Origin of the sequence: Cobetia sp. Dlab-2-AX, assembly GCF_024124625.1 — a bacterium.
Taxonomy (GTDB): Bacteria; Pseudomonadota; Gammaproteobacteria; order Pseudomonadales; family Halomonadaceae; genus Cobetia.
On the sequence record NZ_JAMXRV010000001.1, the window covers coordinates 198,103 to 221,747 of the forward strand.

21 protein-coding genes and 1 pseudogene are annotated in these 23,645 nt (G+C 62.2%); 6 read left to right on the top strand and 16 right to left on the bottom strand.

What is annotated here, in order from left to right; translation table 11 throughout:
* Window positions 1-13 precede the first annotated feature (13 nt).
* From NH396_RS00855 to NH396_RS00865, 3 genes are all read right to left on the bottom strand, one after another.
* Window positions 14-928 (bottom strand): rhomboid family intramembrane serine protease, encoded by a 915-nt coding sequence (locus tag NH396_RS00855; RefSeq protein ID WP_253060958.1) that lies wholly within the window; start codon window positions 926-928, stop codon window positions 14-16.
* 301 nt (window positions 929-1,229) lie between these two features.
* The gene (locus NH396_RS00860; RefSeq protein WP_176677477.1) at window positions 1,230-2,306 is read right to left on the bottom strand and encodes a metallophosphoesterase; all 1,077 of its coding nucleotides are present in this window, start codon (window positions 2,304-2,306) and stop codon (window positions 1,230-1,232) included.
* Window positions 2,307-2,322: 16 nt separating this feature from the next.
* Window positions 2,323-3,207: an NAD(+) kinase gene (locus tag NH396_RS00865; RefSeq protein ID WP_043334090.1), complete on the bottom strand. Its 885-nt coding sequence runs from the start codon at window positions 3,205-3,207 to the stop codon at window positions 2,323-2,325.
* 324 nt (window positions 3,208-3,531) lie between these two features.
* Here NH396_RS00865 and NH396_RS00870 point away from each other — a divergent pair, with 324 nt between their 5' ends.
* Window positions 3,532-4,110 (top strand): sigma-70 family RNA polymerase sigma factor, encoded by a 579-nt coding sequence (locus tag NH396_RS00870; protein WP_043334088.1) that lies wholly within the window; start codon window positions 3,532-3,534, stop codon window positions 4,108-4,110.
* Window positions 4,107-4,931: an anti-sigma factor gene (locus NH396_RS00875; RefSeq protein ID WP_253060960.1), complete on the top strand. Its 825-nt coding sequence runs from the start codon at window positions 4,107-4,109 to the stop codon at window positions 4,929-4,931. The genes NH396_RS00870 and NH396_RS00875 overlap by 4 nt, the downstream gene beginning before the upstream one ends.
* Before the next feature lie 263 nt (window positions 4,932-5,194).
* On the opposite strand, the gene NH396_RS00880 is transcribed toward NH396_RS00875, so the two are convergent.
* Entirely contained in the window at window positions 5,195-5,578 is a 384-nt protein-coding gene (locus NH396_RS00880; RefSeq protein WP_043336770.1) for a histone-like nucleoid-structuring protein, MvaT/MvaU family, read from the bottom strand.
* Between the two features lie 714 nt (window positions 5,579-6,292).
* Here NH396_RS00880 and bioA point away from each other — a divergent pair.
* Window positions 6,293-7,603 (top strand): adenosylmethionine--8-amino-7-oxononanoate transaminase, encoded by a 1,311-nt coding sequence (bioA, locus tag NH396_RS00885; protein WP_253060961.1) that lies wholly within the window; start codon window positions 6,293-6,295, stop codon window positions 7,601-7,603.
* A gap of 138 nt (window positions 7,604-7,741) precedes the next feature.
* On the opposite strand, the gene NH396_RS00890 is transcribed toward bioA, so the two are convergent.
* Window positions 7,742-8,359, bottom strand: coding sequence for a YrbL family protein (locus NH396_RS00890; RefSeq protein WP_043336773.1), 618 nt, complete (start codon window positions 8,357-8,359; stop codon window positions 7,742-7,744).
* Between the two features lie 330 nt (window positions 8,360-8,689).
* On the opposite strand from NH396_RS00890, the gene NH396_RS00895 reads away from it, so the two are divergent.
* Together NH396_RS00895 and dinB are read left to right on the top strand one after the other, a co-directional pair.
* The gene (locus NH396_RS00895) at window positions 8,690-10,036 is read left to right on the top strand and encodes a Na+/H+ antiporter family protein (RefSeq protein WP_253060962.1); all 1,347 of its coding nucleotides are present in this window, start codon (window positions 8,690-8,692) and stop codon (window positions 10,034-10,036) included.
* A gap of 166 nt (window positions 10,037-10,202) precedes the next feature.
* Window positions 10,203-11,261, top strand: coding sequence for a DNA polymerase IV (gene dinB / locus NH396_RS00900; RefSeq protein WP_253060963.1), 1,059 nt, complete (start codon window positions 10,203-10,205; stop codon window positions 11,259-11,261).
* A gap of 117 nt (window positions 11,262-11,378) precedes the next feature.
* Here dinB and purU read toward each other — a convergent pair whose 3' ends face one another.
* On the bottom strand, window positions 11,379-12,233 hold the full coding sequence (gene purU / locus NH396_RS00905) for a formyltetrahydrofolate deformylase (RefSeq protein ID WP_253060964.1): 855 nt from the start codon (window positions 12,231-12,233) through the stop codon (window positions 11,379-11,381).
* A 413-nt stretch (window positions 12,234-12,646) separates the two neighbouring features.
* On the opposite strand from purU, the gene NH396_RS00910 reads away from it, so the two are divergent.
* A complete protein-coding gene (locus tag NH396_RS00910; RefSeq protein ID WP_253061517.1) occupies window positions 12,647-14,227 on the top strand; it encodes a ribonuclease J in 1,581 nt (526 codons plus the stop codon).
* A 209-nt stretch (window positions 14,228-14,436) separates the two neighbouring features.
* On the opposite strand, the gene NH396_RS00915 is transcribed toward NH396_RS00910, so the two are convergent.
* The 10 genes and pseudogenes from NH396_RS00915 to NH396_RS00960 all read right to left on the bottom strand — a co-directional run bounded on the left by NH396_RS00915 (window position 14,437) and on the right by NH396_RS00960 (window position 23,540).
* Entirely contained in the window at window positions 14,437-14,721 is a 285-nt protein-coding gene (locus NH396_RS00915; protein WP_043336782.1) for a hypothetical protein, read from the bottom strand.
* A gap of 230 nt (window positions 14,722-14,951) precedes the next feature.
* Window positions 14,952-15,941 carry a GTP 3',8-cyclase MoaA gene (moaA, locus tag NH396_RS00920; RefSeq protein WP_253060965.1) on the bottom strand — a complete coding sequence of 330 codons (990 nt, stop codon included), beginning with the start codon at window positions 15,939-15,941 and terminating at the stop codon, window positions 14,952-14,954.
* A gap of 155 nt (window positions 15,942-16,096) precedes the next feature.
* Window positions 16,097-16,558, bottom strand: a pseudogene (locus NH396_RS00925) (molybdenum cofactor biosynthesis protein MoaE); the annotation flags it as partial.
* 1 nt (window position 16,559) lies between these two features.
* Window positions 16,560-17,429: a cyclic pyranopterin monophosphate synthase MoaC gene (gene moaC / locus NH396_RS00930; protein ID WP_253060967.1), complete on the bottom strand. Its 870-nt coding sequence runs from the start codon at window positions 17,427-17,429 to the stop codon at window positions 16,560-16,562.
* Window positions 17,430-17,592: 163 nt separating this feature from the next.
* On the bottom strand, window positions 17,593-19,038 hold the full coding sequence (gene glp / locus NH396_RS00935; RefSeq protein WP_253060969.1) for a gephyrin-like molybdotransferase Glp: 1,446 nt from the start codon (window positions 19,036-19,038) through the stop codon (window positions 17,593-17,595).
* Window positions 19,035-19,634 carry a molybdopterin-guanine dinucleotide biosynthesis protein B gene (gene mobB, locus NH396_RS00940; protein ID WP_253061519.1) on the bottom strand — a complete coding sequence of 200 codons (600 nt, stop codon included), beginning with the start codon at window positions 19,632-19,634 and terminating at the stop codon, window positions 19,035-19,037. Before mobB ends, glp begins: the two co-directional genes overlap by 4 nt.
* 515 nt (window positions 19,635-20,149) lie before the next feature.
* Window positions 20,150-20,866 (bottom strand): molybdenum cofactor guanylyltransferase, encoded by a 717-nt coding sequence (mobA, locus tag NH396_RS00945; protein WP_253060971.1) that lies wholly within the window; start codon window positions 20,864-20,866, stop codon window positions 20,150-20,152.
* Window positions 20,867-20,984: 118 nt separating this feature from the next.
* Window positions 20,985-21,635 (bottom strand): ATP-binding cassette domain-containing protein, encoded by a 651-nt coding sequence (locus NH396_RS00950; protein ID WP_253060973.1) that lies wholly within the window; start codon window positions 21,633-21,635, stop codon window positions 20,985-20,987.
* 280 nt (window positions 21,636-21,915) lie between these two features.
* Window positions 21,916-22,590 (bottom strand): ABC transporter permease, encoded by a 675-nt coding sequence (locus tag NH396_RS00955; RefSeq protein ID WP_253060975.1) that lies wholly within the window; start codon window positions 22,588-22,590, stop codon window positions 21,916-21,918.
* Between the two features lie 26 nt (window positions 22,591-22,616).
* Entirely contained in the window at window positions 22,617-23,540 is a 924-nt protein-coding gene (locus NH396_RS00960; protein WP_253060977.1) for a substrate-binding domain-containing protein, read from the bottom strand.
* Window positions 23,541-23,645 lie beyond the last annotated feature (105 nt).

Here is a 23,645-nt window from a genome sequence, read left to right on the forward strand (position 1 = left end):
AGCGCATCGACTGTCAGGGTGCGACACGGCGTGTCCGGCGTGGCAGCACGAGGCCGAGCGCGAGACCGGCGAGCAGCCCCCCGAGATGCGCCTCGTTGGCGATGGCACCCAACCCGATGGCGCTCGAGAGCGGCGTCATGCAAAGCACCAGATAGATCAACATGAAGATCATCAGCGAGCGCTGCATCTGATAGCCCAACGTGGGGCGGCGGCGTGCGGCGATGAAGACATAGCCGATCACGGCGAAGTCGATCCCCGACAACCCACCGAACAGCACGCTGCCGGTGGCGTATTGCGCCAGGTTGGCCGCCACGCCGCTCAGCACCACGACCAGCGCGAAGCGCCAACCGCCATCGATGGCCTCGATCTGTCGCCCGAACACCCACAGCCACAGCAGGTTGAACACCAGGTGCAGTACCCCGAAGTGCATCAACGACGGCGACCAGAGCCGCCACCACTCCCCCGAAAGCGTCACGGACAGCGGCTCGGGCGCGATGTGCTGACTGCCGACAAGCTCGAAGGGCACGATGGCCAGCCATTCGAAGACCGCTGCCTGGCCCAGCGCATACTGGAACAGTACCGTGATACAGCAGGCCAGACCGACCAGCCAGGTCAACGGCGTCTGGCGCATCAGGGTGATGAGGGACTGAGAGCTGGCGGTACCGCGCGTCGTGGTACCTGCGGAGGCGTCCCGCAGCGGTTCACCGCGCGACTGGCGCTCGAGCATCGCGATGACGCGCGGCAGTTGCTCGGGGTCGGCCAGCCACAGCTCCTGGCCGCCCTCGTGGCTCTCGGCATCGTCGCCAGACGCAGCCTCTGTCGGGCGAGCCTGGCTCAGAGTGATCTGATGACCGATCTTCTCGGCCCACAGGGCTTCACGCAGGGGGCGGCTGTCGAAGGATTCAGGCAGCGTCAGAACCTTGAACATATATGCCTCTGAAAATGACATGCGACTGAACAGACTCAGTACACGTTGATAAACAAGGAGATGTCAGACCAGCCTGCGAAAATCTACCACAGCCTCGCAGGGGGCTGGCCTTTGTGACAGACATAAAAAAAGCCCGGTGGGGGGGCACCGGACTGAGCAAGGATCATTCAAGGGAACACTTACTCAGAGTGCGCAATCGGGCTTTGGTTCACTGACATATGATTGTAAAAAACAATCGTCATTCATCACCAGCATTACTGACGCTATTGGGACGTACCAATGAGCAAGCAAATGACCAGTGCTATTGACTGGCGCCATTGGCCAATGACGGGTTCGACAGGGTGTCGCGGGACAGCTCTTCCGGCACGGGGCGTCGGGAAGGCTCACGCGGTACCGGTACCCACACGAAGTTGGCGGCATCCAGCGTGGCTTCGCCACTGAAGCGATACGCCACCAGGCGCCCGAACTTGACCGCGCTGTAATCCAGGCAGGCGATGTTGGGAGCCGGCAGCGCCGGCAAGCCCTCACACCAGTAGTGCCCGAGGAACAGGGGCGGCTGCTCCGGCCCGTAGTAAGGTAGATTGGCCAGCTCCTGCTCGCTCAACCAGCGCGATTCCAGCTCGCCGGGAAGGTTGTCGGGCTGGAAGACCACATCGCCGTAGGTGCGGGGCTCACGTGCCCAGAAATGCGTGCGGAAGCTTCGGCGCGTGAAGCCATCGCCGGAATGGATCTCGACTCCTTCCGGCAAGCGCAGATTCGCGCCGCGCGTCATGCGGTCCAGCACGCGATAGGCGAAGCTGTCATGCTCGATGGACTCATGCAGGAAGTCTTCATCGATGCAGCCATCGGGATAGCGCTCCAGGAAGGAACGCACCAGAGGCTCATCCCAGCAGGCGTGCACCACGCGCAGCCCGCTCTGGCCGGGGGCCAGCGGCGGCAGCTCCAGACACAGCGGCATGCGCATGAACCAGCGCAGCGCCTCGTCCCACTCATCGGGATGATGCTGATATTGGTCAAGCGTCTCGCGGATGATGCGATTGTGACGTGAGGTATGCGAGCGCAGGAAATCACGATGCTCGCCGCCTGCACGCGGGCGTGCGCGCCGACAATACGCCAAGGCGTTGTATTCGTGATTGCCCATCACGATCAGCGCTTCGCCGGCATTGACCATGCTGCTGGCCAGCTGCACCGCCAGGCGGATGCGCGGACCACGATCAATGATATCGCCGAGAAAGATGACCTTGCGGGTCGGGTGGCGATAGACGCCATCGACGATGTGATAGCCGAGCGTCTCCAGCAACGTCGCCAGAGTGGCGCCGCAGCCGTGTACATCGCCGATGAGATCATAGCCATCCTGTGGCGCCACGAATGCTTGCATGGTGTCAGCCTTGAGGTCACTCGCCGAGGCGATTGCTCCAACCGAGCTTGGTGCGACAGATCTCGAAATAGTTGTGCTCCAGCGGATGAATCAGCGTCAGGCGCTCACTCTTGCGCCGAATCTTGAGCACATCCCCGGGCTTGGCCACCACCTGGGTCTGGCCATCGCAGCTGATATGCGGATAGGTCGAGTTGCTGGCACTGATATGCAGAATGATCTCGCTGGCCGCATCGATCACGATCGGACGACTGGAAAGGGTATGCGGGAACATCGGTACCAGGGTGATCGCTTCGAGACGCGGATGCACGATGGGGCCGCCACCGGACAGCGCATAGGCAGTCGAGCCGGTCGGCGTGGCGACGATCAAGCCATCCGAACGCTGGGAGTAGACGAACTGGCCATCGATGAACAGCTCGAACTCGATCATGCGCGCCGCCTTGCCGGGGTGCAGCACCACGTCATTGAGGCCATCGGCCGCCCCGATGCGCTCGCCTTCTCGATAGACCTCGGCCTCGAGCAGGAAACGTTGCTCGCTGAGATAGTCACCTCCCAGTACCTCGGCCACCTTCTCCTCGAGCTCATCGGGGCGAATGTCGGTCAGAAAGCCGAGTCGCCCACGATTGACGCCGAGCACGGGCGTGCCGCTGCGGCACAACGCGCGCGCGGCGCCCAGCAGGCTGCCATCGCCGCCGACCACGATCACCAGATCACACTGCTCGCCCATCTGACGGCGGCTGGCCACCTGCAGACCGTGGTCCAGCAGCAGCGTGGCAGTGCGTTCCTCGATCACCATGGCCAGGCCACGGGAATCCAGAAAGCGAATCAAGCGCTTGAGCGTATCCACCACCTGGGCACTGCCCAGTCGGCCAATCACGCCGATCGTATTGAATTGCTGCTTCATCACGCCTCCCAGGCTGTCATGCCGGCCATTATGCGGACTCACCGCGCGAGCAGCAATGCAGCCGCGCCGCACCTTTCCCATTGGGTGCAAGGTGACTGGCTGGCGTCATGTCCAGGCACGTCTGAAAACCGGCCGCGAACATCCAAGGCAGGAAGCGGGACGTTACCAGACTATCCTCCCGCAATTGACGCACCGCCATCCCGAGTGTCACGGGCGTTGATTCTTTCTCGAACGAAGGCCTCTATCATGCAACTTGCCATTCCCCGGCGGTGCACTTACCGTCAGCTGATCAATGGACCCCCCGCCAAAGGAGCCGGCCGCCCCATGCCAGCACAGAAGCCGTCAGTCAGTCCGCCAGACGCGGAAAGCTTTGACCACGCCAGTGCGATAGAAGCCTGTGCACGCGGAGACGAGGCCGCGTTCCGCAGCCTCTATGATCTTGAATCGGGCCGCATGCTGGCGCTCGCCATGCGCCTGTTGAACAGCCGCGACCAGGCGGAAGATGCCGTCCATGACGCCTTCATCAAGCTGTGGTCCAACGCGGGTCAGTATCGCCGTGAACTCGGCAATGGTCGCGCCTGGCTGTTTACCATCCTGCGCTATCGCGCCCTGGATCAACTGCGCGCCCAGGGGCGGACGCCACGCGGCGACAGCGATGCGCTCGACACCCTGGCCGATCTGCTCGCCAACCCGGAAACCGCGGCTGATGACAGCCAGACGGCGCACCAGTTGAGTGACTGCCTGGGTGAGCTGGAAGTGCCACGACGCGAGCCCATTCTGCTGGCATTCTTCAAGGGACTGACACACGAACAGATCGCCGAGAAGCTGAGCGCACCGCTTGGCACCATCAAGGGACGCATCCGCGCCGGTCTCAAGCTACTGCAGGAGTGCCTGTCACGATGAATAGCCCCCTGATTCCCGAATCTCCCGAAGAACAGAACCTGCTGCTGGGTGAGCATGCCCTCGGGCTGCTGGACCCTGAACGCGAGGCCGAAGTGCGCGCCTGGATCGAGCGCGATGACAATGCCGCACGCATGGCCCTGCGCTGGCAGCAACATTGGCTGAGCGTGAGTGATCGCCTGCCGCCGGAGCCCCCTTCCGACTCATTATGGAAGCGCATCGACGCCAGCCTGGTGCGCCTCAAGCAGTCCTCCGCCACCCGCGATAACGCCGCTCGCCATGACGCAGAGCAGACAAGCACCTCGACCAAGGCGCCCTGGCTACTGCGCTGGCTAGGCGGTGGTCTCGGCCTGGGGCTCGGAGCGGGGCTCGCCCTGGCGCTGGTCATGCAGGTGGGGCCCTTCTCTCCCAGCGCGTCGCTTGAGGGCACGTCACCGAAGGTGGCTACCCAGACACCTGACGGCGATGCGCAACGCATAGTCGCTATTCTGCAGACACTGGAAGATCCGGGTACGCCGACCTGGGTGGCCAATGTCACGCCCAGCGGGGGCCTGCAGCTGACACCGAACGTCTCCATCGAGCGTCCGACGGATCGCGCCATCGAACTGTGGACCCTGACCGACCCGCAAGAAGGGCCGCGCTCACTGGGGCTGGTCGACCCGATTGCCGGCATCGAACTCAGCGCCGAGCAGATCGGCAGCATGAGTCCGGGCCAGCTGCTGGAGATGACACTGGAGCCAGAAGGCGGGTCGCCGACCGGCAAACCGACAGGCAAGATTCTCGCCATCGGTCGCCTGGTGGACCTCAATCAGCGTGATAGCTGATAGCCCCAATGACAGCCCTCGGGCATGACGACTGTCGTTAGTGGCGCTTTCTGACGCTGTAATTTCACAGTGAGTCTCACGGGAAAGCGCCCTATCGCTCTGCTCTAGGCCTTCTCAAGACCTGCCCAAGACCTGCTCAAGACCTGCTCAAAAGAGGGAGTCCGTCGTCTAGCGTCAGCCAAACGCCAGACATGAAAAAGCCCCGCGATTGCGGGGCTTTTTCATGTCTGGCAGCGTCAGCTAGCTGGCAACCAAGCCAGTGCTCAGCTTTCAGTGCGCTCGAGCCAGGATTCGACGGTTTCCGCACCGTGCTCTTCCTTCCACTCTTTCAGCTGCTTGTGGTTGCCACCACGCGTCTCGATGACTTCACCGGTGTGCGGGTTCTTGTAGACCTTCAGCTTGCGCTTGCGACGCACGCCACCGGTCTTGCTTTCCGGTGCAGCAGCAGCCGGCGCCTGGGACGCTTTCGGGTCCAGCAGGGTAATGACGTCACGAGTGGACTTGCCGTACTCGCCCATCAGCGCGTCCAGCTTGTCCTTGAATTCGAGTTCGTTCTTCAGACGGTCATCATTGCGCAGGCTTTCCAGCTGCTCTTGAAGTTTCTTGAGCTCTTGCTCTTTCTGCATGAAATCAGTCAACAGGGACATGAGTATCTCCAGGAGGTCGGGACAGACAGTTGAGTCACGAAAACACGATGCTGAGTGAGGCCCGGCGATATTCATCTGCCGTACATGTTTAACAGCGCGTTTTCATAAAGACTTGTGCAGGACACTCGGGACAGTTAAGCGCCCACACCAGATCAAGGGCGATTATAGACCGAGTCAACTGCAAGGTGAAGTCTTAAATAACATGTTTCCAAAGTATGCAATCTTTCCGATCAATGCAATAGCCAGAAAAAATTACTCACTGCCCAAGCACTTCATTATCCACTGTCACAACTGAAGACAGATCTGCCAAAAGGGTCACTGCAACAACACGAAGAACTTTTTGCCACGACCTGATATCGGGCTTGAGGGCCCGCCATGACTAGGCCTCCAACATTCACGGGATATGCACAATTCATGACGACAACCCACAAGGAAGTATTATGCAACCACTTTCCCCATCGGCGTGACAGCGTCACAGTGCAGACTTTTGATGATGGGCAATCATTGCCTGCGCACCTCGAAAAGCATGCACCTGAACGAACAACAGCAGTCCATACTAAAGCAGGTGACGAACTAATAGCGGTGCGAAATGCAACACTTTCTCCAGAAAGCGTCACTTCAAAAAAACTGTCAACCTGATAGAATGGTCAAAGTTGACAAAGATTGCGCCGTCATCACACCACACCACTACCCCGCCACTCGCAGAGATACTCCATGCCATTCTCCCAGATGCCGACCCGCGATACGGACTCACTTTCTCTCTGGCACCCGTATACCCAGATGCAGGACATGCCAGCGCCACTGGAGGTGATCGGCGGCACGGGAGCCCGCATGACACTGGCGGGAGGTGAGACACTGCTGGATGCGACATGTTCCTGGTGGTGCATGATCCATGGCTACGGACACCCGCGTCTCGTCGCGGCCATCCAGCAGCAAGCGGCAGAACTCTGCCATGTGATGCTGGGGGGCATTCGCCATCGACCGGCCAAGGAGCTTGCCGATGCGCTGGTGCGTGTCACCCCTGAGGGCCTGAATCATGTCTTCTTCTCGGATAGCGGCTCGGTGGGCATGGAAGTCGCCATGAAGATGGCAGTGCAATATCAGCAACAGCGCAAAGACCGCAATGACACGCGCGGACGGACGCGCATGCTGTCATTGATGAAGGCCTATCACGGCGATACGGCGGGCTGCATGGCAGTGTGTGACCCCGAAGAAGGCATGCATTCCTTGTTCGCCGACTTCCTGCCCAGACATCATTTCGCACCGGCGCCGACTGCCGGTTTCAGTGCCAGTCGTGAAGAGGTAGCAGACGATATCAGCGCATTGCGCGCCTGCCTGGAAACACACCAGCATGAGATAGCGGCATTGTTGATGGAGCCACTGTTACAGGCGGCAGGTGGCCTCAACATGTACTCGCCCTACTATCTCGAGGCGGCACGCGAGTTATGTGATGAGTTCGGAATCGTATTGATCTTCGATGAGGTCGCGACCGGCTTCGGTCGGACCGGCAAGATGTTTGCCTGTGAACACGCCAATGTCTCTCCTGACATCATGGTGCTCTCCAAGGGACTGACGGGGGGATATCTGGGACATGCCGCCACCCTGGCCCAGAGTCATATCTTCCATGCATTTGATGGTGAGGATGCCAACAGCGCCTTCATGCACGGCCCGACCTTCATGGGCAATCCACTGGCCTGTCGGGTAGCACTGGAAAGTCTCGCGGTGTTCGAGGAAGAGAATTATCTGGGCAAGATTGCCGAGCTCAATCAAGTGTTGCGCGACACCCTGCTGAATTTCTCCCACCCCGCCATTCGCGATATACGCGTATTGGGTGCTACGGCGGTGATAGAAGTGCACGATGCCAGCAGTCTGGCAGGCGCTCAAGCCCATGCCCGTGAACTGGGTGTCTGGTTACGTCCCTTCGGGCGCTGGCTCTATACCATGCCGGCCTATATCACCTCGCCACAGGACTTGCGCCAGATCACCCATGCGATGACCAGCTACTTCGAGACTCTGGAACACTGATGCACTGATTGCACTGACATACAACACGACTGCCCCTGGCGATGTTCATCAAAGGCCATTGCTATCAGCGACAAGCGCCATCAGGGGCAGTCACCCTCGAGACCCACCAGTCTCGAGAGCCATCACCATCAGAGGCATTCACCCCCACAGACGGGCTTCGAGCGCCTGATAATCCTCTGGCGAGAGCTGACCGCCCTTGACCAGCTTCTTGAGGAAGTGACGATAGCGACGCGCGACCTTGCGCCGTGCCAGCCAGGCGACACTGGTCGCCAGCGGAATGAAGTCAGGATTCGAGATACCGTCGATCAGCCACAACCTGGGGGGCTGGTCGTCGCTGAACTGGACCACGATATTGCGATCATTGAGATCAGACGGAATCAACCAGCGTTTCTCGAGATAGCGATAGAGATTGGCCAGCTCGCTCACCAGCACCTCGGCGCTCAGGCGCTCGGGGGTCTCGAGATGCACCTCGCGCAGTCGGCGTGACGTGGAGCCGTCACTGTCGAGAATCAGATCGAAGACCAGCCCGAGTCCCTCGGCGGTGGCGACACTGCCGTGGTAGGCAGGCACATAGGACCAGTCGCGCATGCCACGTCTGACCAGGCCCTCGAAATAGCGTTGCTCGCGTTCATTCTGGCGGCTGCCCTTGTCAGGGTAACGCGGGACCTTGATGCAGCGATGGGGGTCGTTCGGGTCCTGATAGACACGCCGATCATTTCCCATGCCGATGACGCGGGCATTTTCCAGCTCCAGCATGCGCACTCCTGTTGAATAACGCCTGCGACTGCAGCCGCCGGGCAGCGTGGCATTCTACAAAAAGCCGTCATGGCACGCCAACTTGTGCCATTTGGCAGCGCCCACGTTCATCGGCCATTCAGCTTGCGTTGCCCTTCTGGTAAGATTATGCGCCGTTTTTGACGGCATTCAGGAGGAAGCCTCAGGAACACTGCGACAGCAAGGCATTCGTCACGAATGTACACGTCATGCGAGGCATTGCCCCGGGATCGGGTGGCCACGCACCCACAGTTCGCCCGCTCTGTCCGCAACACTCCCAAAGCTGGCACAACCCCACATAGAGGTACTCGCATGAATGCGGTAATTCTGGCCGTCCTGGTCATGGTCGGCCTGTCGTTGGCTCGCGTCTCGGTCGTCTTCGCGCTGGTCGCCGGCGCCTTGGTCGGCGGTCTGTTCAGCGGGCTGTCCCTGACCGACACGCTCGGCGCCTTCAATGACGGTGTCGGCGGCGGCGCCAAGGTCGCGCTGGCCTACGCCACTCTCGGTGCCTTCGCCGTCGCCCTGTCTCGCTCCGGCTTGCCGGACCTGCTCGCCGCACGTCTGATCGGCCTGCTCAATGGCGAAAGCACGCCGCGACGCCATACGGCCATCAAGTACGGCCTGCTGGGCAGCGTGTCTCTGGTCGCGATTTCCTCCCAGAACCTGATTCCGGTTCACATCGCCTTCATCCCGATCCTGATTCCGCCGCTGCTGGTCGCCATGAACCGCCTGCGTCTGGATCGTCGTGCCGTGGCCTGTGCACTGACCTTCGGCCTGACCGCGCCCTACATGCTGCTGCCGGTCGGTTTCGGCTCCATCTTCCTCAACGACATCCTGCTGGCCAACATCAATGATGCCGGCCAGTCGCTCGGCCTCGACGTGACCCGTGGCATGGTGCCGATGGCGATGGCGATTCCCGTCGGCGGCATGTTCCTCGGCCTGCTGACGGCGCTGTTCGTCTCCTACCGCAAGCCGCGTGACTACGCGACCCGCGAGATAAAGTCCAGCAACGTGCCGCACCACACGCCCATGCACACGCCGTCCAAGAGCGGCCTGGTCATGGCAGGCATCGCCATCATCGCCGCCCTCGGCATTCAGCTGTATTCCGGCTCGATGATTCTCGGCGGCCTGGTAGGCTTCGCCATCCTCTCGCTGGGTGGTCTGTTCAAGTGGAACGAAGCGGATGACCTCTTCACCTCCGGCATGCGCATGATGGCGCTGATCGGCTTCATCATGATCTCGGCGGCAGGTTTCGCTTCCGTGATGAAGGCCACCGGCGACATCCAGACCCTGGTCGACGCCTCTTTCCATATCATCGGAGACAACAAGCCGCTGGCCGCACTGGTCATGCTGATGGTCGGTCTGTTCATCACTCTCGGCATCGGCTCCAGCTTCTCGACCATTCCAATCATTGCCGCCATCTACGTGCCGCTGGCGCTGCAATTCGGCTTCTCGCCGCTGGCCACCGTCGCGCTGATCGGCACCGCCGCCGCGCTGGGGGATGCCGGCTCACCGGCTTCTGACTCGACCCTCGGCCCGACGGCCGGCCTGAATGTCGATCAGCAGCACGACCACATCTGGGACAGCGTGGTGCCGACCTTCCTCCACTACAACATCCCGCTGATCGTGTTCGGCTGGGTGGCCGCGATGACGCTGTAATCCGCTGAGCGACAGCCTCGCGCCCCCAAGCGAGATGCCAGACCTGACAACGCCCGACAGAGAGGACTCTCCTTACTGTCGGGCGTTGTCGTTGGTGAGCCGGCTCAGGCGCAATGAATGGGCACCGCCACTGGACAGCCATCCAGTCTTTTAGCATGATGCGCGCATGCGCAAGATCCTCCACGCCGACTGCGATTGCTTCTATGCCGCCGTCGAGATGCTCCGCCATCCCGAGTGGCGCGAGGTGCCCATCGCCATCGGTGGCCGCACCGAGCAACGCGGTGTCATCGCCACCTGCAACTATCCCGCGCGTGCCTTCGGTGTACGCTCGGCGATGTCGACTGCCCGCGCGCTACGCCTGTGCCCACAGCTGATTCTGGTGCCACCGGACTTCGAGCGCTACCGCGCCGTCTCCGCCGAGATCCAGGCACTCTTCCATGAGCTGACGCCCCTGGTGGAGCCTCTCTCGCTGGATGAGGCCTATCTGGATGTCAGCGCCGTGACTGACTTTCAGGGCAGCGCCACCTGGATGGCGCGCTGGCTGAAGGAAGAGGCGCTCAAGCGCACCGGCATCACCCTCTCCCTTGGCGTGGCCGCCAACAAGTTTCTGGCCAAGATCGCCAGTGACTGGGAAAAGCCCGACGGCCTGACGGTGATCACGCCCGAGACCAGCGACGCCTTCATCCGCCAGCTGCCCGTCGGCAAGCTGCACGGAGTCGGCCCCGCGACGCTGGCGCGTCTGACACGCCTGGGCATCACCACCTGCGAAGACATGCGCGGCACACCGTTGACGACACTGGCCGAGCACTTCGGCAAGTTCGGCACCCGCCTGCACGAACTGGCGCACGGCATCGATGAGCGACCGGTGCGTGTCGAACGCGAACGCAAGTCGATCAGTGTCGAGCACACCTTCGATCACGACCTGCCTGACCTGCCGGCCTGCCTGGAGCGCCTGCCCGCCCTGCTCGAACGCCTGACCAGCCGTCACGCCCGTCATGACCAGCCGGTGCTGGCCAAGCAGTTCGTCAAGATCCGCTTCAGCAACTTCGAGAGCACCACGCTGGAAAACCTGCTCCCCGCCTCGACCACCACGCTGCCGAGCGCCAACAGCTTCGCCCTGCTGATGGAGCAAGCCTGGCAACGCGGCCACCGCCCTGTCCGCCTGCTGGGCGTCGGCGTACGCCTCAAGGCCCGCGAGGACGCCCAGCAGCTGGGATTGTTCTAGCTCGCACCAGGCGCCCACCCCATCCCGCAAACAACAAAGCCGGCACCTAGGACAGGTACCGGCTTCATCGTCACGACTTCAGGTCGATGACAGACTCATGCGCTGAGCAAGCGGGGCTCAGGCGAAGACGATGGTCTTGTTGCCGTGGATCAGCACACGATCCTGCAGGTGCCAGCGCAGGCCGCGCGCCAGCACCTTCTGCTCGACATCACGGCCGATGCGCACCAGTTCCTCGGCGGTATGGCAGTGTGTGACGCGATGGATGTCCTGCTCGATGATCGGGCCGGCATCCAGTTCTTCAGTCACGTAATGGCAGGTCGCGCCGATCAGCTTGACCCCGCGCCCGAAGGCCTGGTGATACGGCTTGGCACCCACGAAGGAAGGCAGGAAGCTGTGGTGGATGTTGATCAGGCGACCGGCATAGCGCTCACACAGACTCGGCGGAATGATCTGCATGTAGCGCGCCAGCACGATGCAATCGGCCCGGGATTCTTCCACCAGACGCTCGACTTCGGCAAAGGCCGGCGCCTTGTCATTCTTGTCGACCGGCACGTGATGGAACGGAATGCCGTGCCATTCCACCAGCGAGCGCATGTCCTCGTGGTTGGAAATGACGCAGGGAATCTCGCAATCCAGATCACCGGACTGCCAGCGATGCAGCAGGTCCACCAGACAATGGGAGTCCTTGGAGACCATCAGCACGACACGCTTCTTGGCTGCGGTGTCATGCACGCGCCACTGCATGCCGAACTCTTCGCCGATCGGGGCGAAGCGCTTGCCGAGCTCAGCGGCGCTCAGGCCGATGGTTTCGGGGTTGATCTCATAGCGCATGAAGAAACGACCGGCGCCAAGATCAGAATGCTGATTGGCTTCGGTGATCCACCCGCCCTGCTCGGCGATGAAAGTGGAAACTCGGGCAACAATTCCGACCTGATCAGGGCAGGACACCACCAGGCGATAGGCGTGAGACATCGTAAGTTCAACCATTGTGATAGCGGGAATGATGTTCAGCCGGCATGAGCCGGCCTGCGCGAGGTATCATGACGCCGCCCGTAAGCAGCCCCTCGGCAAAGGTGAACTATTGTAGCTGATCGCGCGGCCTGAAACAGTGCTGCGCCCCGATTCTGTCCATATGGTCAATACGACATTGCGATCAGTGGCCATCACGTCAGCCCACCTCAAGGCGTCACGCGGACGGCTGGGCCGCTCTCGAATTGATGCGAGCGGACAACAGCGCCATTTGTGGCGCTTCGCGGGATTCCCGTATAGTTGAGCCACACTTTATAGATGGCATGACATCCATGTTGAAACCCCGCGTTCAAGTCCGTCAGAGACAACGTCCGCCGCTGCACCTGCTACCACTGGGTGGCTGCGGCGAGATCGGCATGAATCTGACGCTGTATGGTTATCAGGATCACTGGATCGCCGTGGATTGCGGCATGATGATTCGTCAGGACCTGCCGGAAGGTCCATTGCAGGTACCGGATATCGAGTCTCTGGCAAGCCTGGGCATCAGCCCGCAGATGCTGGTGATCACTCATGGCCACGAAGACCACATCGGCGCAGTCGCCTGGCTGTGGCCAAAGTGGCGCTGCCCGATCATCGCCACGCCCTTGGCGGCTGGCCTGCTGCGCGCCAAGTTTGCCGAGCGCGAGCTGGAAACCTCCAGCCTGCAGATCATCGAGGTGGATGAAGGCTTCGAATCCGGCCCCTTCGCGCTGCGACTGTTGCCGCTGACCCACTCGATTCCGGAAAGCTGCTCATTGCTGATCGTCACGCCGGAATATCGCGTGATGCATACCGGCGACTGGAAGCTGGACCCGGAGCCGTTGATCGGCAAGCCTACCGATCCGGAGCGCTATCAGGCACTGGCGCCGGTCGATCTGGTCGTCGGCGACTCCACCAATGCGCCGCTGGCAGGCCATTCGCGTAGTGAAGGCGAGGTTGCACGCGCACTGGAGAAGACGCTGGCCGGCTGTCGCGGACGCGTCGTCGTGACCTGCTTTGCCAGCAATCTGGCCCGCATACTGGCACTGGGGCGCGCCGCCGCACGCAATGGTCGCCGCATCACGCTGCTGGGTCGCTCGATGGAGCGCATGGTGCGCGTCGCCCGCGGTCTCGGTTATCTGGAGGACTTCCCGCCACTGGTACCGGTGAAGGACCTGGGCTATCTGCCCCCGGAAGAGGTCATGGTGATCGCCACCGGCAGCCAGGGCGAGCCGCGCGCCGCACTGTCACGCCTGGCCAATTCTCGGCATCCGGACTTCGAACTGGCTGCCGGCGACACCGTGATCTTCTCTTCCAAGGCGATTCCCGGCAATGAACTGGCCATCGGCAAGCTGCACAATGCCCTGACACGACTCGGCGTCGGCATCATGGAAGAGAAGCAGTTCCCGGACCTGCACGCCTCCGGCCACCCGGCACAGGAAGAATTGCGCACCTTCTATGGCTGGCTCAAGCCGGTACGTCTGCTGCCGGTGCATGGCGAATATCGCCACCAGCTCGCTCACACCCAGGTGGCACAGTCCCTGGGCATCGAGGCACCGCTGATTCCCGTCAATGGTGACGTGATTCGCCTCGATGCTCAGGGGCTGTCGGTGGAGAAACGACTGACTCTGCACGAACGCATCATCGAGCATGACAAGGTGCGCCCGCTGGACTCCATGGACCGCCGTGCCCGCGCGCGTCTCGGCCGGCATGGCAGCGTCTCGCTCGCGTTGCCCGTCACGCTGCAGGAAGCCGGCTGGGTTCGCATCGGCCGCTTGATGCTGGATATCAGCGGCACCTCAAGCCTGGATGAAGACAGTTTCGCCGAGTGGCTGGATGACACCCTGGCAGGCCTGGATGCCAGCAATGAACGTGAACTCAAGCAGCAACTCGATGGACGCATCAATCGCTGGCTGCGCAACCACCTGCGCCATGAGCCGGTGCTCTTCCTGCATATCATGGCCATGAATCAGGAGTGAGTATCGCGCCAACATGGAAGTGATGGCCGCTTCGAGCTCACTGCCCTGCGCAAAGCGAGGCATGAAAAAGCCCGCCCGGGAAATACCGGGCGGGCTTTTCTGCTACTGGGAGGCGCTCAGGGACTGGTGATGGCGAGATTGCCAACTTTCCGACTGGAAATCTCGTTCTCAAGCACTTCAGCCACCTCCATGGCGTCAGGCCGAAGGTCTCAAACGGACTTGTTCTTCGGCGGACGGCCACGACGCTTGGGCTGATCACTGACCAGATCATCCACGGAAAGGCCTGCTTCGATCATCGCATCACGAATCTCGGCAAGCTTGCGCTCCTTGGCGATTTCTTCTTCGCGGCGCTGCTCGTCTTCTTCGGCTTTCTGCTCGATCACCTCATTGATGACCTCGGAGAGCTTGTGCAGTTGCTCCATGGACAGCTGACGCGCTGCTGCACGAGCAACATTCTTGTTACGAGCGATCTTTTCGAGAGAATCGGCTGTCATTTCGCTACCTCCACCATATGCACTGAGCTGGAATCCCTGCGAGTCATCGCACCGGATGTGATAATGCAACAAAGTATAAGCGCTAAATATGAACTAACAAGCCTTGTCAAAAGCAAGGCTGTGTTTCCACAGAATAGACCAACAAAAACCCCGCATGATGGCGGGGTGTCTTTTGATACATCAAAGGCTTCTGCAGGCCTCGAACAACATGACCGAGAATGAAAAAGGGCTCAGCCTCCCGTCATGTTCATGAAGCGAACGATCTGGACATCACCATCTGTCGTGAAGTAGTGACGCTCGGGCTTGAGGTGCATGGCATCGATGATCGCGGCCTTTAGCGGCTCGATCTCACCCGGGTGGCGACGCATGATCTCGCGCAGATCAAGCGAGTGCTCATTGCCAAGGCACAGCAACAGACGCCCTTCCACCGTGACGCGAACACGATTGCAGGTCGAGCAGAAGTTATGACTGTGCGGTGAGATGAATCCCACACGTGATTCGCTGTCCGCCATGCGGAAATAACGGGCCGGCCCCAGGCTGTCCTCGAGGGTCGGAATCAGCGGATAACGCGTCTCGATGCGCGCCTGGACATCGTCACTGGAGCAGAAGGTCTCATCACGACCGTGGTCCGAGACCTGACCCAGAGGCATCTCTTCGATGAAGCTGATATCCAGGCCTTCCTCACGCGCGAACTCGACCAGCGAGACCACTTCGTGGTCATTGCGCCCTTTCAGCACCACCGCATTGAGCTTGATACGGAAACCTTCCTCGCGCGCAGCACGGATTCCGGCGATCACCTTGTTCAGGTCGCCGGTACGCGTCAGCGCCTTGAAGCGCTCCGGGTCCAGAGAATCGAGGCTGATATTCAGCCGTGACATGCCGGCGGACTTCAACTGCGCGGCGTGCCTGGCAAGGCCCGCACCGTTGGTGGTCATCGAGAAGTCCTTGAGGCCCTCGAGCGCGCCGATTTCATCGACCAGCTTGCCGATATCACGCCGCACCAGCGGCTCCCCTCCGGTCAAGCGAATCTTCTCGACCCCCAATTCCACGAAGGCGCGCGCCAGCAACGCGATCTCTTCGAGGCTCAACACCTCATCGCGCGGCAGAAAGGTCATCTCTTCGCTCATGCAATAGACGCAGCGAAAGTCACAGCGGTCCGTCACTGACAGGCGAACATAGCGGATGCGACGACCGAAGTCATCGACCAGGGTTTCCATCATGACTCTCCCGAAAACTTGGGTGTTGCCAGCGCTGATTGTCTCTCTTCGCCGCTGGCCTCGGCCAATGAGTCATCAGCCTTGTGTTGCTCGGCAAAGGGGGTTGCCGCTCTACCCTCTGCCGTCACCGCGGACTCGGGATGCCAGCGCTCGAGTGCCTCGCGATCACTCGAGCGTTCTCGCACCCAATAATCTCCTGTGGCGGTGTGCTCCTTTTTCCAGAAAGGCGCTCGCGACTTGAGGTGGTCCATCAGGAAGTCACACCCCGCAAAGGCAGCCTGACGATGTGCACTGGCGACCAGCACCAGCACGATATTGTCGCCGGGCTCGAGCCGTCCGACACGATGAATGATACGCGCCCCGGTGAGCGGGAAGCGCTCGCGCGCCTCTGTGATCAAGCGCTCGAGGCTGCGCTCCGTCATGCCGGGATAGTGTTCCAGCGTCAGCGCGACGACATCCGGACGCTGATTGAAATCACGCACCAGCCCCGTGAAGGACACCACGGCACCGATGTCGCCGCGCCCACGCGTCAGGGCATCCTGCTCGACACGCAGATCAAAATCGCTGGCCTGAATACTGACCGAAAAGGCCTGCGTGGCTTCGTTTGCGACCTGGGTCATGTCAGCCCCCCGTCACCGGTGGGAAGAAGGCGACTTCATCACCGGCATTCAGTGCATGGTCATCGCGCACCATCTCCTGATTGACAGCGCATAGCACGCGGGTGTCATTGAGCGCTTCAAGCTGCGGGTCACGCAGCGCCAGGGTGCGCTTGAGGCCCCCGACCGTCGCCTCCGACAGCGTCGTCAGGTTCAGCGCCAGGCTGTCGAGATCCAGCCGCTCCCGCAGTTCCGCCAGGAAGAGGATCCGCACGGTGGCATCATCGCGTGCCGCCGAAGCGGCCTGTCCCGCTGTCACTCTCACTTCGTTGGGCTCAGCTGCCGCAGCACGGCTCGGCTCGGCTCGGCTTGATTCAGCACGGCTTGGCTCAGCGGGCGTCTGCTCGACAGCGGCAGCCTCCTCCGGACGCTGCCAGTCTCCACTCTTGCCACCGGTCTTGGTCTCGAGCTGGATATCGCCAATCACGATACCCTTGTCGACCGCCTTGCACATGTCATAGAGCGTCAAGGCCGCTACCGAGGCCGCCGTCAGCGCCTCCATCTCGACACCAGTACGTCCATTGAGGCGGCACAGCACCTGAATTTCCACGCAGCTGTTGGTGCTGTCCAGCGTAAAGTCGACCGTCACCTTGGAGAGCATCAGGGCATGGCAGAGCGGAATCAGCTCATGAGTGCGCTTGGCCGCCTGGATACCGGCAATACGCGCCGTCGCCAGCACATCGCCTTTGGGCAAGCCACCTTCGGCGAGCAGGGCGAGCGTGGCAGGCAGCATGCTGACGCGTGCGCTGGCTCGCGCCTCGCGGCGGGTTTCCTGCTTGTCCGCAACATCCACCATATGGGCTTCGCCGCGTGCGTTGAGATGAGTAAGGCTCATGAGCTGTCTCGTATCCGTATCGGGTGCGCCTGACTGGCGGCAATCTCAGAAGTACCAAAGCCTGAAGAAGCAGGCAGGCAAGCCCTGATGAGCAGGACCGACCAAAAAATTAGCAGACTATCTTTTCATGAATTCGCTGGCATGACCACTGCATGGGCATCGCCTAGACGATGCCGCGACTGCCCAGCCACTGCACCATGACCGGCTCGCCGGCGTGAAGCGTGGCGCAGCCGGCAGGAATCTCGATCAGACATTCGGCCAGCAACATCGAGGTCAGAATACCCGAGCCCTGCCGCCCCGTGGTCATCACCACCTGACGCCCCTCGGCATCCAGCACGACCTGGCCGCGATGATAGTCGACACGCTCGGCACGTGAGCGCAGCGTCTCGCCGGCGATCAACTGCAGGCGCGGGGCTTGCCACTGCGCCAGTGTCGTCGCCGAGGCATTCGCCTCACCCTTCGCCAACCGTTGCTGTCCCGACAACAGGCGTAGCGCGGGCAGCACGAACTGCAGGAAGGTGACCATGGTCGCCACCGGATTGCCCGGCAAGCCGAAGAACGGCACCTGGTAAGATGACGTCTCGGCGTCGGCGGGAGTGGCACGCAACATGCCGAACGCCAGCGGGCGCCCCGGCCGCATGGCGATGCGCCACAGCGCGAGCTCACCACAGGCAGCGAGAGCGCTGCGCACATGATCGGCCTCGCCCACCGACACGCCGCCGGAGGTGATGACCATGTCGGCACGCGTCGCGGCATCACTCAGGGCAGCACTCACGCTCGCCTCGTCATCGCTCAGGATACCGAGATCCAGTACCTCGATGCCCTGGTCGCGCAGCAGCGCCAGAAGGCTGAAGCGATTGGCGTCATAGATGCCGCCGGCCGGCAGCGTCTCGCCGGGAGCCGTGACCTCGTCACCGGTGGAGAAGATCGCCACCGTCAGCGGCCGATAGACGGCGACCTCGGCGAGCCCGAGCGACGCCAGCACGCCCACGGCGGCAGGCGTCAGCCACTGGCCCGGCGCCATCACCTGGCTGCCGCGCGCGATGTCCTCTCCGGCCTGACGCACATTCTGGCCACGGCGAATGCTGGTCATGCCCTCGATCACCACCCGCTCGCCTGCTTCGCCGTCGACCAAGCCCTCGCCCTGCCCTTCGGCCTCACCCTGCATGGAGCGATACTCGAGCTGCTCCTGCATGACGACGGTGTCGGCGCCTGCGGGCAGGGCCGCACCGGTCGTGATACGCATGGCCTCCCCCGCGGCGAGCGCCCGGCCCGTCCAGGGATGGCCCGCCAGCGAGCTGCCGATCACGCTCAGCTCGCAGTGATCGCTCAATTCGCCGCGATCGCTCAGGGGCTCGCCGCTCTCCGCGTCTGGCAATGAAGCCCGTGCCAGTGCGATGCCGTCCATCGCTGCGTTGGTCTTCGCCGGAACATCCAGCGACGAGATGACCGTCTCGGCGAGCACACGTCCGGGTGCCTGCGCCAAAGCGACACGCTCGCTGCGCGGCGTGCGCCTCACGCCCGCCAGGCTCTCCCCCAACACGCTCAAGGCTTCATCGACACTCAGCATGCGCTCGCCGAAACGCGGATCGAAACACGATAGACTCATGCGCCCACCTCGCCACGCGGCTTGCCGCCTTCCAGACGCCAATGCACCGGCCAGGCGGCGATCCAGGCAGCCAGCGCCTGAGGATCGTCAAGATCCAGCCACTTGAGGTCCTGCGGCACATCATCACGAGGCGGCAGCTGCGCCGCCGGTGTCGCCAGCGCATGGATCCAGGGGTCCTCCGGGGCTCGCAGCGGCTTGCCCACGGCTTCGCGGTACAGCTCAAGCTTGGGCAACGGCCACTGCTTGAAGCCCTCGACCAGAATCAGGTCCACCTCCAGCCCCTCGAGCTGCGCCACCAGCTGCTCCAGATCGGCCTCCGCCTGGTCCGGCGTCTCCATCATCAGTGCAAAGCGCCTGGCGGACGCCACCAGCATCGGCATGGCACCGGCCGTTCGCAGACGATGACTGTCCTTGCCCGGCGTATCGACATCAAAGGCATGATGCGCATGCTTGATCACGGCGACACGGAGGCCGCGTGCTTTCAACTCGGGCAGCAGCTGCTCGAGCAGCGTGGTCTTGCCGGTGCCGCTCCAGGCCGCGATGCCCAGCAGCGGACACGCTGACGCCGCCAGCCGTGCCTGCCAGGCAGGCGACATCCCGACCTCATGAGAAATATCACCACGTGGCGTGGGAGCATCACTGCGGGGGGAGGAATGTTCAGCACTGACAGCGGTATCGGCACGCTGGTCAGTCGTGGAGGAAGACTCAGGCATGAAGGTTCTCTTGGTGATTCCGGCGTATGGCGGCCTGTCGACGGGCTCACCGCAGCGCTGCCGCGCCCGCAAGGGAAAAGATGACGATGGCAATGCGGGCTGAGCGGATGCCATGAAGGTGAACACGCACGGCGCTCATTTCAATGGGCAACGGCTCGACATGCGCAAGGATTCAATGGGGGCAACGACGCAGAGTGGCAAGACACCTGCCAGTACCGCCAGACACGACACTTTCAAGGTGCAACGCCAAGGCCATCAATACCGGGCAGGCAAAGACAATAACCCGCCAGAATCCTGAAGAGACGCCCCCGGCGATGACGACTTGCATCACAATGACACACCCTGGGCGTGCAAGCGGGAACGGATGACACGCAAAGGACGTCAGGAAAGAAGCGCGCTCAGCGCGAGCCGGCTTCCATTTCACGGCATTCATCCAGGGTATTGAGGTTGGCGAAGTCCTGCTCGCTGCCCGCTTGCACCTTGAGCCAGACATGCTGATCGAACCAGCGGTCGATCTTGCGCTCGCCAGCGGCCAGCGCCGCCTGCAGCGAAGGCAGCAGGCCACGGTGCATGAGACAGATCACCGGATGGTAACGGAACTCATCTGCCGCCACGGCCAGCAGCGCAGGCCCGGAATCGGCCGTATGGCCGCCCTCGACACTGAAGCCTTCGAGCTGATCGCCGTTGGCATGATCGATCAGCGCCACGCTCAGCGTCTCGACCAGTTCATTGGGCAGGTGCGGCACATCGCAGGCCACCATCATCACCCAGGGCGTCCGCGCTGCCGCCAGCGCACTGGCCATGCCCATCAAGGGGCCGTGGTAACCCGGCTCGCTGTCTTCGACCAGCGGATGCCCATAGGCGGCATATTCGGCGTGCGAGCGATTGGCATTGATCAGAAGCTCACCCACCTGAGGGGTCAGCCGCGCCAGCACATGCGCCACCAGCGGCACCTCATTGAGCGTGACCAGCCCCTTGTCGACGCCACCCATGCGCCGCGCCTGGCCACCGGCCAGCACCACCCCGGTGATATTGGCAGGCGAGAGCGAGGCCTTGAGCTGCTCGGCATCGCTCGGCAGGGGTGTAGCGTCAGAGGTGTGATTGGAGCTCGGCATGAAGGCGTATCCCGGTCGAGTGCGCAAAGGCGCAGGTAATGTCATGCAGCAGGGCTGCTGGCAGGGCATCCAGTGCAAGCGGCTGATGAGCAGGGCTTTCTCAGCCCATCAAGGCAACTCAGACCGCTGTGGGCTCAGTGTGCAGGCTGGCAGCGCTCAGCGTCCAGCGCGCACTCGAGCCCTGACTCAAGGCATTGTCCTGATGCGAGGACAGGATCACCGCACACCCCTGCTGGCACATCTGCTCCAGTCGCAGCGCCAACTGCTCGACGGCGGCCTGGTCAAGATTGGCGGCAGGCTCATCCAGCAACAGCACCGGCGGACGCGACAACCAAGCGCGCGCCAATGCCAGGCGTGCACGCTCGCCACCCGACAGGGAGCGGGCCGGCTGACGGGCCTGATCGCTCAGCCCGCTCCAGCGCAACATCTCCTCGACCTGATCACGCTGCTGCCCGGCAGAGCCGCTGTCGGGTTGCCAGCGAGCCGCCAGCACCAGATTGCCGGCCACGCTGGTGTCGAACAGATACGGCTGCTGGTGCAGGTAGCGCACCGGATGAGCGTCACGGGTCTGCCATTCAAGCTTGCCGCCGGTCGCTGGCTGCATGCCGGCCAGCACGCGCAGCAGCGTGGTCTTGCCGCTACCGTTGTCACCCTTGAGGTGCACCCAGCCGGACGCCGGGGACGGCGCCCAATCCAGCGCCGCCACATGCCATAACAGGCGCCCTTGCGCCTCGGCGCCCTCGCCGGATGCCTGCGCAGCAGTCGGCAAGCGATATTCGAGGTCGCGCACACGCAACAGAGGGGCAACGCTTGCGTCAGCATCAAGTGCCCGGGCAGCAGACGACGAGGCTTGCGCGAAGCCAGTCCCCGCCACTGGGCAGGAGGAGTCGCCCGGGGGAACAGACGAGGACGAAGAACTAGGGGGGAACATCATGACTCCATACGACGATTCAGCCTGACGCGATCAGTGCTGGTGTGCTTGTCTCAACTGGCAGGTAGGCGGCTTGCAGGCTGCGGGAGCAGAACGCGACTGGCGGCGGGGCCTGGGGTCAGGCCTGCACCGCCAGCTGACCGCGACCGCGCAACAGCCCCAGCATCAGATTGAGCGCCAGCGCCAACACCAGCAATACCATGCCCAGGGCGACCCCCTGGGCGTACTCGCCCTTGAGGGTTTCCAGCGCGATGGCCGTGGTGATATTGCGCGTGAAACCGGCAATGTTACCACCCACCATCATGGCGCAACCCACTTCCGCGATGATTCTACCAAACGCGGCCACCAACGCCGCCATCACGCCGAAACGGGCCTCCATCACCAGCCGCCACAACGCCGCCCGGCGCGACGCCCCAAGCTGCAAGGCTGTCTCCCAGGCACGCTTGTCGACGCCCGCCAGCGCGGCATGCAGCATCACCACCAGAATCGGCAGGGCGAGCAGAATCTGCCCGATCACCATCGCCGGCTGGGTGAACAGCAGATGCCAATCACCCAGCGGTCCAGCGCGCGACAGCAGGATGAACAGCAGCAGCCCCACCACCACGGTGGGGACGGCCATCAGGGTATTGATCAGCGAGATCAGCAGCCAGCGCCCCGGGAAGGCACAGCGAACCAGCACGAAGGCGATCAACAGTGCCGGTGGTACCGCGATCAGCATCGCCATCAGCGAGACACGAAACGACACGCCGATGATCTCCCACAGCGCGCCATCCATGCTCAGCAGGAGGCTCATGGCCTCCTGCGTGGTTTGCCACAAGCTCACGAACGCGGCTCAGCCTGTGCGTCCTGCGCCTTCACCGGCGTGCGCTCAGAGGCGCGATCCGCTGTCTGGCGAGCATCGAAGCCGGTCTCGCCGTGGCTGGCATGAAACAGCGCCTTGCCCTTGAGACGGTAATCATCGATTGCCTGCTGCCCTTCGCTGGAGATCAACCATTCGGCCAGCTCACGCGCACCACGAGTATTGAGCCCATCATGATTGGCAGGATTGACCAGAATCACCTGATAGGGGTTGAAGAGACGCGCATCGCCCTCGACCAGAATCTCGAGCTCGAGCTTGTCTTCCATCGCAAGCCAGGTGCCCCGATCGCTCAAGGTGTAGTCCTGCAGCTCACTGGCCATGCTCAGCACCTTGCCCATGCCCTGACCGACGGCCTTGTAGCCGGAGAAATCAGGGGTGACATCGGCACTCTGCCACAGGGCCAATTCCTTCTTGTGGGTGCCGGAATCATCGCCGCGCGAGATGAAGCCGGCATTGGCGCCGGCGATCTTGCCCAGTGCGGCGTCCACATCCTGCATGCCGTCAATGGCCGCCGGGTCCGCCTCGGGGCCAAGCAGCACGAAGTCGTTGTACATCACGCCATGCGGTTCGACACCGTAGCCGGCATCGACGAACTTGCGCTCGGCGCCCGGGGCGTGGGTCATCACCAGATCCACATCGCCATCCTGGCCCATGCGCAACGCCTTGCCGGTACCGACCGCGATGACCTGGATGGTGACATCGTGGGCCTGTTCATACTCCGGCAGCAGGTGATCGAGCAGGCCTGAGTTGTAGGTGCTGGTCGTGGTGGCCAGACGGATGATGTCGTCGGCTGCCTGGGCCGGCAGAATGCTCAGCGCACCGAATGACAGGCCTGCGAGAGTGGACAGCAGGCGACGAGAAGACAAGGTATGGCGTTGCGACATGGATGATGCTCCCTGAATATTTTTTCTAGCGTGACGGCCTTGATGACATCAACGTGAATGCTGACTCTGCAAACAACATGCCGAAAGCGCTGTGGTGACGAAAGG